The following is a 12,889-nucleotide window of genomic DNA, read 5'->3' as shown; positions in this document are numbered from 1 at the left end:
GACCGTTTTACCAACAACGAAGCCTTGCAATCTTGGAGTGTTCCAAAATTTATGTGGTGCCCGCATCTTCCACTTCGTTCCTGACCTGACCCCAGGCCATCAGCGTAAAGATCGCTGTACCGCCAACGACATTGCCTGCCAAAACCGGTATGAAGAAGCCAAAAACTGCATCATAGAAACCAAGATCACCACGAACGGAAAGCAAGGCCATTTCTACTGAGCCTGCTACAACGTGGGTAAAGTCTCCAGCAGCAATCAACCACGTGGAAACCAATATCACGAAAAATGACGCATCCTCTGCTTGTGGGAGCATCCAGACAATGGCAGCAATAAGTATTCCCGCTGGAATTGCGCGCATGAAACTCTCCCCCGCTGGCATCCCAACCGCATGTTCCGAAAGAGAAACGAGTGCTGGCATCAGCTCCACGGGTATAGCAGAGGTGTGGGCGAATACAGTCGCGATCGCGAAAGCACCGACCACATTTGCCGACAAGACAATGAGCCATAGCCGACACACGTCACTTAGAAGCCTTCGTGACGGCGCGAACATCAGTGGAAGCACCGTTGTGATGGTATTTTCGGTAAATAGCTGCATGCGTCCGAGTATGACCAGCAGAAAGCCAAGACTGTAGCCAAGGTTCTCAATAAGATAGCTGCTTGGCGTTTCCGGCAGATAAGTTCTAAAAATTGCCTCTCCCAAAACCGAAAAACTGATCAGGATGCCAGCGGCTATGCCTGACCATACCAGTGAGCTGAGAGGGCGTTCGAGTTCCTCTTCACCGTCTCGTCGAATAACTTCGTAAATCAAACGCGGTGAGAGTTTTGTCGCTTCCTGCATAGACTGTTCATCCGCGACAGCTTCCTGCCTCGTTGCGCCTGTATCATCCTTAATTTTGGTCATTTTCCGTACGGCCTTTCTTAGATGCCATCGGACCAAAAGGCGCCATATGCATCACTTAAGGCAGGGTTTCTGCCAGTCGAAATCCCTGAACTTCGGCGTGTTGGACCGAGCTCTAAGATCATTTGAACCACTTGTCTGTTGCGCAGATGATGAGGAGAACCTGGTATGGCATCAATGCAAGTTGCGTCTGGTTCTCCAAAAATGACCTTGTTCGAACTACCTCAGTGAATTTCGGGCGCACGGGTCATCGTCGCGAACCATGGCTCTGACTTCAGTAGAAGCTGATCCGGTCCCTGCCAAGCCACATGTCTTACCAGACGTGAAACGGGGGCAGCAGGATCCGCAAAAGCTGTTCTGGTTTAGTGTTTGGAGAGTTTGCCGCGCTCCGGGACTGGCTTCATTGCCACATGACCGCCAACGTGACGACAGCCGAACTGGTCGTGCACGCGCTGGAGCTGCCTGCCTCTTCACGCCGAGGTAATGCACAAAACTCCATCAAGTAACGAAGGCCTGGCTAGGCGTGGCACGAACGAACTTCAGACACTCTTACCCGAAAGGATACTCAATGAACTGGGACCAGATTCAAGGCAACTGGAAAGAAATGACAGGGAACGTCAAAGCAAAATGGGGCGAGCTGACGGATGACGAGATCGCTGAGGTCAACGGTGACCGCGAAGCGCTTGAAGGCAAAATCCAAGCCAAATACGGCAAGACCAAAGAAGAGGCCAAGAAGGAAGTGGATGATTTCGTAAACGCGAACTGATCACCCATGTGCCATCCCATCCGCACGAGCGGCGATTGGGATGGCTATCAGGACTTCTGATTTGATTGAGGCATTGAAAATGACAAACACTGACAAGACACGTGATAAAGACATCGACATGGACCAGGACACACCGATCGAACTCAAGGGGTCGGAACAGCATCATAAACTAAAGAACCAAAAGGGGGAGAAGGGTGATCCTGATCACGCAGAGGTCGAGTCTTCCAAATCTGCCGAGATAGAAGATGCTGTGGCTGACGGTGATGAAGACACGGCCATCGGCGCGGCGCTCAAGTCTGCATCTGAGGACTAACCGGTCGTAGTGAGGTTTGGTCGATATGTTCTGCCCGCATACCGCCTATGGTTTGTACTTCGGGTGCATCGACCACACCTGAAGAGTGCGGCGCAGATGCCGTACAACCGAAAGATAAAGTTATGACCCCGCAAATGACCTTCACAACAGCAAGACAGGCTGATGTCGAAAGGTATCTCGCCGAAGCGCGCGCAATGCGCCGCGAATGGTTCGCACAGATGCTTACCGTAGGCACACATCGACTCGGCGCAATGCTTCTCCGAAGACAAGCGGTCCAAACGCCTGTGGATTGACCGCTCACTCGGCGTTTGCGCCCCTCGGTCAGACTTCGGCTCAGCCGGAACAAACACCCCTAGCAATTAGTCACGTGGATTGGCACTCCTGTCCACAAAGCCGGAAAGGCTATATTACATGACGTTCCAGAACTTATATCTATCACATCCTTTGCACCGAATTGTAGAGGTCTATTGGCGACTTCGCTCCGAGATCGCAGAAAATCGCCGGACGCGGGCTGTTTATAATCAGACCTTCGCAGAGCTATCAGCCATGTCAGATCGAGAGTTGGTCGATATCGGCCTAAGCCGCGGAGATATCGGCCAAATTTCAGCGGAAGCTGCCAATATGTAATGGCTGTGGCACTCTACATCGATCCAGATTTCTCTGGTGAAACGCACTTCGTTTGATCAAGTTCGATGCCGCAGCTCGCAGGGCCTTTCATTGACATTGAGATCACCTTTCGCTACACGCATTAGTAGAGAAGCGCTGCCAGCGTTTCACGTTTGCCTTCGCGCCGAAGGATGCTCACCTAGCGTTTTTACCATTGCAGACGAACAGGGTCCAAACCCTGAATGGTACGCTGAGCGTAAGACATTCACTCGACAGATTTGGGAACCAGGCGCCTCGTTTAGCGTTGGTCTCGTGAAGGGAATCTCATGACCTATGGCCTTACATCGCCCGACCGTTTGTCGCGCTCTTCCGGTATTCGCCGATTGAATTTCGTACCTCCCGCTCCGAGAGGACGGCAAGCGACCGCCACGAGCTCGGTCAGAAACCGCCTCTCAAAATATGTCAGGCTGACTGGCGGAGAACTGGACTTCATCGACCGCTCTGAAGATGATCCGGAGCCCATCGCGAAAGGCGACAAGCTATCCCAGCAGGGTGAGGGTGGCGACATCGTCGTGCTCCAATCTGGCTGGGCTGTCCTGAAATCCTACAATAAAAGTTCGGGCCACCAAATCCTTCGTGTTTTCTTGCCCGGGGAATTTGTTGGGTTATCCGAGATCGGTACTCCCCAGATGGAGCACCAAATCAGCATGCAAACATCAGGTGTTGTCAGCCGACTTTCGAGACGCGCATTTTACAGTGGCGTGTCCAGATTGCCCCGCCTTAACGCGTTGTTGCTCGCGCTCGTGTCGCTCGATCTGCAAGCCTTTCGGCATCACGGTTCATGCATGCGCTCGATGAGTGCGGAGAGCAATTTGAAGTTCTTTCTTCTCCAGTTGCGCTCGCGGCTAAAGGTGGCTGGGGTAGGTTCTGGTGACCGGTTTCATGTACCCTTCAGTCAAGTTGAGATCGGTCAAGCCGTTGGGCTTACGTCGATCTACGTCAACAAACTGCTTCGCGGCTTCAGAGAACGAGGAGAGTTGGAAATTGACCGTCCGTATTTTCGGCTCCTTGCCCGTGAGCAGTGGAAGGCCGACACAGACTTCCACGACGCATACGAAAATGTTGATACTTCATGGTTTCCAAAGGTCGACGAAGCTGATGATCTTTCGCCACGAAATGCTCTTAGGCGCGCGAAGGTCGCACTGGTCTAACGGAACATGGACCGTTCATCCAAGGCTTGACGTAAATTCTGTAGCCTCTGAAGGAGTCTCTCTAACCGGATAGGCCCGCCCCGCAGTGAAATTTTTGAGGTTACGCCCAGCATCGTTTAGGTGTCGCGGGCGCTGTAATTTTTGCACTAACACTCTGCCGCGCCGAGCTAATCGCAGCTCACACCCTCGAAGCAAGGTCTATCGTCGGTCGCATTTCCGCTCTTCGCTGCCAAAACACTAATGTGGAATAAGGTTTGCCCATTTAGAGCCGGCTCGCTGAACGACTAAGCGCCCTCGCGTGCTAGCCTTGATTTGATCGCCCAGAACAGGAAGCACCCGATGTCCGACAAATCCCTCTATACCGCCACGGCCGATACGCAATCCGATTCCGCTACAACAGACCGCGCGGTAGATACCGGGGGCGGGGGTGAGCATCATCAACAGCCAGATCTTGCCAGGTTGACGACAGCGCAAGGCATACCTGTTGCAGACAACCAGAATACATTGAAGGCAGGTGCACGCGGTCCTGCCTTGCTTGAAGACTTCCACTTTCGCGAGAAAATGTTCCATTTCGATCATGAACGCATCCCGGAGCGGGTCGTCCATGCCCGCGGCTATGGTGCGCATGGCTACTTCGAGACCACAGAGGACCTCTCGGACCTGACCGCCGCGCATCTATTTCAGGAGAAAGGCCGCAAGGTTCCGGCCTTCGTTCGATTTTCGACCGTTGCTGGTAACAAGGGCTCCTTCGATCTAGCTCGCGATGCGCGGGGTTTCGCGGTCAAGCTCTACACCGAGGATGGCAATTGGGACATCGTGGGCAACAACATCCCGGTGTTCTTTATTCAGGACGCGATCAAGTTCCCGGATCTGGTCCACTCGGTGAAGGAAGCGCCAGACCGTGCCTTTCCGCAAGCCCAATCAGCTCACGACAACTTCTGGGACTTCATCTCACTGATGCCTGAAGCCATGCACATGATCATGTGGACCATGTCAGACCGAGGCATCCCAAGATCGTTCCGGTTTATGGAGGGGTTCGGGGTTCACACGTTCCGCTTCGTTAACGCGGACGGCGAAGGACAATTCGTCAAATTCCACTGGAAGACCAAGCAGGGTTTGCAATCGGTGCTCTGGAACGAGGCGGTCAAGATCAACGGGGCCGACCCCGATTTCCATCGCCGCGATCTTTGGAACGCGATTGAAGCGGGCGATCTTCCGGAATGGGAACTGGGCATCCAGGTTTTTGACGATGCGTTTGCAGACGCTTTCCCGTTCGATGTTCTCGATGCGACAAAGCTCATCCCTGAAGAAGACGTGCCGGTCCGCATCGTCGGACGGCTGGTCCTTGATCGGACGGTGGACAACTTCTTCTCCGAAACCGAGCAGGTTGCCTTCTGCACGCAGAACATCGTGCCGGGGATCGACTTCACCGATGATCCGTTGCTCCAGGGGCGGAACTTTTCCTATCTCGACACGCAGGTCAAACGGCTGGGGGGTCCGAATTTCACGCATATTCCGATCAACGCGCCCAAATGCCCAATTCACCACTTCCAGCAAGATGGTCAAATGGCGATGCATGCCCCCAAGGGTCGCGCCAATTATGAGCCGAACAGTTGGAAGAAGGGCGGACCGCGTGCTGATCCCCACACTGGCTTCCGACCCTACAATGCGCATGTTGAAGGTGAGAAGCGTAAGGCGCGGCCGGAGTCCTTTGCCGATCATTACAGCCAGGCGCGGCAGTTTTATCTCAGCCAGACACCCATCGAACAGACGCATATCGCAGACGCACTGGTGTTTGAACTCTCCAAGGTCAAGACACCAGTGATCCGCGAACGCGTCGTGTCCCATCTGTTGGTGATCGACCATGGCCTGGCCGCTGACGTCGCCGATGGCCTCGGATTGTCTCCCATTCCGGACGCGGCGAAACCTGCGAAAGACCCTGTCGAAGGGCTAAAGCCGTCCGACGCCCTGTCAATCCAGAAGAACGGCCCGGGGAGTTTTGGCGGTCGCAAGCTCGGAATACTCGCCACGGACAGGGTTGAAGACGCCATCTTAGACAACTTGAAAAGTGCTGTCGAAAATATCGGCGGTACGGTCGAAATCGTTTCAATGAACGTGGGCGGCATCATCACTAAGGATGGCGTATCCATTGCGGCAGACGAAAAAATCGATGGTGCACCATCGGTCCTTTTCGACGCAGTCGCGGTCTTAGCGACAGAGGACGGCGCGGAAGCGCTCGCGGCAATGCTCCCAGCAAGGGACTTCGTGTCCGATGCGTTTGGCCACGCCAAATTCATCGCCTACACAGGCCCGGCCAAGGGATTGTTCAAGGCTGCTGGCGTCAGAGAAACCGACAGCGGTATGGTCGAACTGTCCTCTCCGGATGAGATCGACGGTTTCGTCAGTAAGCTGTCGGATCTCCGCTTTTGGGATCGATTGTCCGATGGGCAGTAAAAGGTCCACCAAGAGACAGGCAGTCTCAAGCGCATGTCGGCACGCGATTCCAAAGCTTGGATCAATTGTGGGACAAAGACCCCATCGAGCAGGTAGGCGATGGTCCTTGGAAACCACCGTCTCTGCTGCGCGAGCGGGCATCACATCAAGGCATCGCGATGCAAACCCCCTGCCCGACCGATCGCCCAAACTGTTAATCCGTTTTGTGGTCCCCAGGTTCGGCACATAGCCACGATCTCCACATTGCCGCACATCTTCAACACCGAATGCTTGGCTCATTCACCATACAGCCACTTTCCAAATCGATGCCTCAACTGCGCGCTGCATCCCTAACTAGAAAGTACTTCATGTCCGAAATTCAAACAATTGATCCAACAACGGAGCAACCAATCGCAAGTTACGACCTGATGACCCGGGAAAAGGCGATAACTCGGGTTCAGGCATGTCACGATGCCTTCCTGGCTTGGCGTGAGGTGCCTCATTCAGATCGCGGCGACATTCTGCGCGCCATCGCTGCGACCTTGCGCGAAAATGCCGATGCGCTTGCTAAGCTGATGACGCAGGAGACCGGAAAACTGCTGCGCGATGGTTGTACAGAGGTTGAGCTGTGCGCGGCGATTTTCGAATACACGGCGGACAACGGCCCCACCTTTTTGGCCGATGAGGAGCGCACCCACTCTGGTGGAGAGAAATCCGGTTTGGTCGCCTATTGCCCGATAGGTGTCATCTACAGCATCCAGCCGTGGAACTTTCCCGTCTATCAACCTGTCAGGGTTTTGGCCGCCAACCTGATGGCCGGCAACGGCGTGGTCCTGAAACATGCAGGCATCTGTACCGGAAGCGGGCTAATGCTGCGCGACCTCTGTGTGAAGGCAGGATTGCCCGAGGACCTGTTCCAGGCGGTCATCATCGATCACGAGACATCCGACAAGATCATCGAACACCCATTGGTGCGCGGCGTCACGATGACAGGCAGCGACGGCGCCGGGAGCCATATCGGCGCGACAGCGGCAAAGAATCTCAAGAAGTCTGTGCTCGAGCTTGGGTCAAACGACGCTTATCTCGTCCTCGAAGACGCGGATATCGAGCTTGCGGTGAAAACCTGCGTCATGGGTCGCCTCTACAACAACGGCGAAACCTGCGTCTCGGCAAAGCGCTTTGTGGTCACCGAAAAGGTGTATGACGCATTCGTATCGAACTTCGTTGATCAAATGAAAGCCATCCGAATGGGCGATCCAACCGATGACGAAACACAGCTTGGTCCGCTCGCCAGCAAAGAACAGTTCGAGACGGTGTCGCAACAAGTGACCGAAAGCATTGAGAACGGTGCCGAGCTGCTTTGCGGGGGAAACCCGCCAGACGGTGACGGCTACTTCTACCCTGCAACAGTGCTTGGCGGGTGCAAGCCGGGCATGCCGGCCTATGATGACGAGATCTTCGGGCCAGTGGCAGCCATCATCCGCGCAAAGGATGACGAAGATGCGATGCGCATCGCCAATGATAGCCGCTATGGCCTCGGCGGCGGTATTTTTTGTGCCGACGTCGACAAGGCTGTCCGTCTGGCGCGCGACCATTTCGACACAGGCATGGTGCGGATCAACAGCTTTGGCGCAGCCGATCCGAATATGCCCTTCGGCGGCGTAAAGGATTCAGGTTTCGGACGCGAACATGGCGGGTTCGGAATGAAGGAATTCGTCAACGTAAAGGCCATCTATCGCCCGTAAAGCAGTTAACGAACGAAGCTTCTGCGACTGGTCGCGGCGGTAATACGGAACGCCATCTGCGGAAGGATCGAAACAATGATCGACATTCACTGCCTCAAATACTCGCGCGCGGTCCGCGTGGTTTGGCTGATGGAAAACCTCGGCCAACCCTACAACCTGATCGAGTATCCGCGGACCGAGGCATTCCGCGCACCGCCGGAGTTGTCGGAAGTCCACGATCTGGGCAAATCACCGGTCATCAAAGATGGTGATCTGACGCTCGCTGAGTCAGGAACAATCCTCCGCTACCTTGCGCACAAGCACGGTGATACCAGCCATCAGCCCAATGCAGGCACGCAAGACTTTTGGCGCCATGAGGAGTTGCTCGACTATGTGGAAAGCTCATTCGCCGATGCGGCTATGGGCGTGTTGCTGCCCGCGATGACTGGTGACGCGCCCTCTCGCGAGGCGAAACACCGGTTCCAAATGCATGCGGACCACCTCATGAGGGACCTGCCTCCCGAGGGACTTCTGTTCGCAGAGCGCGTCATGTTGGCTGATATCCAGTTTTCTTATCTGCTCGCCAACCTCTCCAGTCTGGATGCGCTGTCCGCGCATCCCCGGCTGGAACGCTATTGGTCCGACATGCAAAGACAGCCGGGATATCTGGCTGCAATCGCCAATGCCGGACCGATGGCTCCGGAAAAATCGACAATTCTCGAAAACCATTAATCCCAAAAGGAAACAACATGCGTGTACTTGTCGCCGGTGCTACCGGCAAAACCGGCCTTCGCCTGACCCAGGAACTCCTTGACCGGGGGCATACCCCTGTCGCGCTGGTCCGCGAAAGCTCCGACACCAGCACGTTGCCCCAGGGTGTCCAGCTCCGTCAGGGCGATCTCACAGACCTCAACGACGATGTTTGCGACGGATGTGAAGCGGTTGTGTTTGCCGCGGGTTCAGGTGGCGATACCTCCGAAGAAATGACCGAGAAGGTTGACCGCGACGGTGCCAAGGCGCTGGTCGATGCCGCAGCGAAGTCACATGTCGCGCGGTTTGTCATGTTGAGCACTGTTGGTGCTGATGATCCAAACCCCGAAGGCGACATGGCGCATTACCTGCAAGCCAAACATGACGCTGACGAGTATTTGAAAGCCTCTGGTCTCGACTATGCGATCCTGCGTCCGGTCGCCCTGACCACCGACGATGGGACCCGTGACATGAAGTTTGGCGACGATGTTGATGTGGGTGCAAAAGCTGCACGTGGCGATGTCGCCGCTGTCCTGGCGCGCGCCGTGGACGAAGACACATGGCTTGGCAAATCCCAACTCATGCAGTCCGCATAACACGCACCCCGCATACTGACGCAAGGAGGATTGACAGATGAAGCATCGGTTTTCACGACGGGGATTTTTGGCCACGGTCTCGGGAGCGGCCCTGGCCACCGCTTCCAATTGGCCGGGCGATGTTTACGCGCAGAACGTCGCACCAGACGCGTTCCTGAAGCTGTCCGAGGCTATGACAGGCGCTGGTGGGCTGAGCGATGATATCGCCTCAGACATGCTCTCCGCATTTGAGGCGGCTGGAAAAGGCAGTGACATCGCGGCGCTGTTGGACGGCGAAGCGGATAGGCCCCTCGAAAACGAGATCGTCGCGGCGTGGTACAGCGGCGTATCGCCAAACCCCGATGACGATACCGTTCTCACCTATACCGATGCGCTGATGTGGTCTGCAATGACCTACACCAAACCGCTGGGTTTTTGTGGAGGCGGCATGGGCTATTGGACCGAGCCCCCGACGGCCTGACACGTCCATCCGCCCCCAGAAACCAACCGAGGAGCCACTCAAATGGCAGATGACATCACCGCCGACATTCTGATTATCGGAACAGGCGTCGCAGGCGCAATCACCGGTGCCAAACTCGCCGAGCAGGGTTTTCAGGTCGCCTTTCTCGATGCCGGACCACGCATCGACCGCGCAGCAGCGGTAGAACGGTTCTGGAACGCCAAGATCAAGGTTCCCGAGTCGGCTTATCCAAATAACCCAGACGCCCCACATCCCGAGACCCACAAGATTGCGGAGGTCTATCAACAGACCGGCCCCGAGCTCTTCCGGTCAACCTACCTAAAGGTCGTGGGCGGCACGACGTGGCATTGGCTTGGCACGACACTACGCAACCTGCCCTCGGATTTCCGGCTCAAAACACTCTACGGGCGCGGTGTCGATTGGCCGATCAGCTATGACGATCTTGAACCCTTCTACCTGCAGGCCGAACAGGAAATCGGTGTCGCAGGCGACTCTTCAGAAGACCTCGGATCGCCCCGGTCTGGTACATTTCCGATGGACCCGATTCCGATGACCTATCTGGACCGACACTTCGCTGATCGACTGGTGGGCACGTCCTATCAGGTCAAGTCGACCCCGCAGGGACGGAACTCCGCTTACCACATGGACAGACCCGAATGCTGCGGCAACGCGTCCTGCATTCCGGTGTGCCCGATCCAGGCCAAATATGACGCGACCGTGCACGTGGCGCGCGCCGAAGCTGCGGGCGCACAGGTGCACAGTCAAACAACGGCCACGAAACTCAATTTGGGGCCGGACAATTCCATCGCCTCGGTTTCGTTTCGCCGCGACGATGGCAGCACTGGCACCGCCTCTGCCCGGGTGGTCGTGGTCGCCGCGCATGGGATCGAAACCCCACGCCTGCTGCTTCATTCCGCTCAGGAAAGCGCCCCGAACGGTGTCGCCAACAGCTCTGACCAGGTCGGTCGAAACTTGATGGATCACCCGACGCGCCTGAGTTGGGCCGAAGCAGCCGAGCCGGTCTGGCCCTATCGCGGGCCGCTTTCCACATCGGGCATCGAAAATCTGCGCGATGGCGATTTCCGTGCCGAGCGGGCCGCGTTCCGCATCGAAATTGGGAATGATGGTCACAGTTGGCCCACAGGTGCACCGACCACCACCGCGGCGGACCTCGCGCGTCAGGATCTCAGAGGCGACGCTCTCAACGAGAAGCTTCGTGACGTGACATCGCGACAGATCAGACTCGCTTCCCTTGTTGAGCAATCACCGGATGCCAATAACCGTGTGACACTGGACCCTGACAAAAAAGATGGTCATGGAATACCGCTGCCGCGCATCGCGTATGACTTCGACGATTATACACGCGATGGCCTCCAAGCGGCAGAGGAAGCACACAATGAGGTCTTCAGCGCAATCGGGGCGACGAATGTACAGCACGCGACAGAGGTGCAGGGTGCGGGTCACATAATAGGCACTGTACGTATGGGTGATGACGCTTCGGCGGCAGTGGTCGATGCAAACTCGCAAAGCTTCGATCACCGGAACCTCTTCGTCCTGGGCTCCGGCACCTTCCCAACCTCGGCAACAGCAAATCCAACTTTGACAATCGCAGCCTTATCGTTGCGGGCAGTGGATGCTATTGCAACAACAGTGCGGTAACGGTCCTGAGAGGAACCTATGCAACGCTGACGTGACTAATATGACGTGCTCTAATTTTTTGATCTAACGGCAATCGAAAAGGCAAATCTGAGTCATCCGCTACCTAATCGTCTCAGGCAATTGGTAGTAGTGGGTCCCATTATCATCACCGCTCCAACCGGCAAATACCTGCGCTACCACGGGCGTGCCAAATCACCTGCACCAAATTTCAGTCCGCTGGAATGGCACCCTTCTTGCGAGCTCGCTCGACCAAGTCCGTATAGCGCTGCCCGATACCAACTTCGGAGAAATGCCTGCACCAAGCGGCTAGGAAAGCCTTCTCGCGCTCAACCTCTTTCTGCTTCGAAAGGATCACAGCAATCCGGTAGGAATAGTACGGCGCGGGTGTCATGCCGGAGCGTTCCCATCCATCGAGTCCCTCGCTGACGATCTCCACCTGCTTGGCGAGGTCGTTGTCGTATTGTTTGATGCCGCCAGGGTCCTCGAGAACCGAAGGCGATCTGCCGGCTTCCATTTCGACCAACTTGCGCTGAATCGTAGCCTCATCGTCCTCGATGAAATCGATCCTGTTCTTTTTCTGCCTCGCATCCGCCTGCTTCGCTGTAAGGGCAGGCATCGCGTTCATCCGCTCGATCAATGAATCGAGCTTCTCGAGTGCGTTCTCGTCCACTCTGGTGACAGGTTTCGATGGCGCTTTCTCAAATCCCTGCTCCCGTCGCTGCTTGGCTGGTGGCCATAGACCTGCGCAGTTCAATATGACGTCGACCTCCCCGATCCGGGACTTCTTCAGTTCCACGGCAATTGGCATCCCCTCCGGAAAGCTTGCGACCTCAGCAGCCACATCGGCGGGCACATAGCCCAAGAAGACCCGTGATGTTGGCGTTTCGTGCGGACCAAGGATGCCGATCACCTGCATGGCGTTCTTGTCAAACTTGTTGTCAGGCTCGGGATTAAGCAATGCCCCGAAAGGCTCGCCCCGCTCGTCGGCTTGGGCGGCCAGTCGAAGAAACTCTCTTGCTGACTCCTTGTGATTGAAGAGTCCTTGGACGTCGAACCATCCGCTTCCAATCTTCCACTGTACCCAATCGCCCGCGGGCGCATTGTCGCCAAACTCATGGACATCCCAACCCATCGAAGCCGGTGCCCGCAATCCGCGTTGCTTGGCGCCGGAAGTCGCCTTGGGTTTTGCCGCTTCGGTTGAGGGCCGGGTCTCATCGTCATGCCGGTGTTGTCGGGTGGCCTTACTCGGCTTCCAGGCCCAGATTCCGAGAATGACGAGAACGACTCCGCCAACGATCCACCAGAACGAAAAGCTCACTTTCTTCCTCCATCCGAAAAGCGTCCTTCGACGACGTCCTACATAATGACTGCCTAGCGCCATACTTGGTACTCCCCAACTCAGCGTTCGGCTGTTCTGACGTCAACGGACTGCATTCTCCATTGTCGTTGTCGGCGCGAACCCATTTTCCGCAT

General features: G+C 56.0%; 12 protein-coding genes. 10 read left to right on the top strand and 2 right to left on the bottom strand.

Annotated elements, in window-relative coordinates; translation table 11 throughout:
* Positions 1-49 precede the first annotated feature (49 nt).
* On the bottom strand, positions 50-901 hold the full coding sequence (locus tag IU397_RS21065; RefSeq protein ID WP_204417435.1) for a formate/nitrite transporter family protein: 852 nt from the start codon (positions 899-901) through the stop codon (positions 50-52).
* 565 nt (positions 902-1,466) lie between these two features.
* On the opposite strand from IU397_RS21065, the gene IU397_RS21060 reads away from it, so the two are divergent.
* From IU397_RS21060 to IU397_RS21015, 10 genes are all read left to right on the top strand, one after another.
* Positions 1,467-1,664 (top strand): CsbD family protein, encoded by a 198-nt coding sequence (locus IU397_RS21060; protein WP_204417433.1) that lies wholly within the window; start codon positions 1,467-1,469, stop codon positions 1,662-1,664.
* Positions 1,665-1,725: 61 nt separating this feature from the next.
* Positions 1,726-1,977: a hypothetical protein gene (locus IU397_RS21055; RefSeq protein WP_204417431.1), complete on the top strand. Its 252-nt coding sequence runs from the start codon at positions 1,726-1,728 to the stop codon at positions 1,975-1,977.
* 411 nt (positions 1,978-2,388) lie between these two features.
* Positions 2,389-2,604: a DUF1127 domain-containing protein gene (locus tag IU397_RS23670; protein WP_204417429.1), complete on the top strand. Its 216-nt coding sequence runs from the start codon at positions 2,389-2,391 to the stop codon at positions 2,602-2,604.
* 305 nt (positions 2,605-2,909) lie between these two features.
* Positions 2,910-3,794: a Crp/Fnr family transcriptional regulator gene (locus IU397_RS21045; RefSeq protein ID WP_204417428.1), complete on the top strand. Its 885-nt coding sequence runs from the start codon at positions 2,910-2,912 to the stop codon at positions 3,792-3,794.
* Between the two features lie 339 nt (positions 3,795-4,133).
* Complete coding sequence (locus IU397_RS21040) at positions 4,134-6,248, top strand: catalase (protein ID WP_204417426.1); 2,115 nt, start codon at positions 4,134-4,136, stop codon at positions 6,246-6,248.
* Between the two features lie 347 nt (positions 6,249-6,595).
* Entirely contained in the window at positions 6,596-7,972 is a 1,377-nt protein-coding gene (locus IU397_RS21035) for an NAD-dependent succinate-semialdehyde dehydrogenase (RefSeq protein ID WP_204417473.1), read from the top strand.
* A gap of 75 nt (positions 7,973-8,047) precedes the next feature.
* Positions 8,048-8,683: a glutathione S-transferase family protein gene (locus tag IU397_RS21030; protein ID WP_204417424.1), complete on the top strand. Its 636-nt coding sequence runs from the start codon at positions 8,048-8,050 to the stop codon at positions 8,681-8,683.
* A gap of 17 nt (positions 8,684-8,700) precedes the next feature.
* Positions 8,701-9,297, top strand: a complete 597-nt coding sequence (locus tag IU397_RS21025; protein WP_204417423.1) for an SDR family oxidoreductase — start codon at positions 8,701-8,703, stop codon at positions 9,295-9,297.
* A 37-nt stretch (positions 9,298-9,334) separates the two neighbouring features.
* Positions 9,335-9,757 (top strand): sorbitol dehydrogenase family protein, encoded by a 423-nt coding sequence (locus tag IU397_RS21020; protein WP_239479965.1) that lies wholly within the window; start codon positions 9,335-9,337, stop codon positions 9,755-9,757.
* A gap of 42 nt (positions 9,758-9,799) precedes the next feature.
* Positions 9,800-11,416, top strand: a complete 1,617-nt coding sequence (locus IU397_RS21015) for a GMC family oxidoreductase (RefSeq protein ID WP_204417422.1) — start codon at positions 9,800-9,802, stop codon at positions 11,414-11,416.
* Positions 11,417-11,624: 208 nt separating this feature from the next.
* On the opposite strand, the gene IU397_RS21010 is transcribed toward IU397_RS21015, so the two are convergent.
* Positions 11,625-12,734: an HIRAN domain-containing protein gene (locus IU397_RS21010; RefSeq protein ID WP_204417421.1), complete on the bottom strand. Its 1,110-nt coding sequence runs from the start codon at positions 12,732-12,734 to the stop codon at positions 11,625-11,627.
* Positions 12,735-12,889: the final 155 nt, after the last annotated feature.

Origin of the sequence: Actibacterium sp. 188UL27-1, from assembly GCF_016901225.1 — a bacterium.
Taxonomy (GTDB): domain Bacteria; phylum Pseudomonadota; class Alphaproteobacteria; order Rhodobacterales; family Rhodobacteraceae; genus 188UL27-1.
The sequence above is the reverse complement of the archived record's forward strand: the minus strand, read 5'-3'. Positions and strand labels throughout refer to the sequence as shown.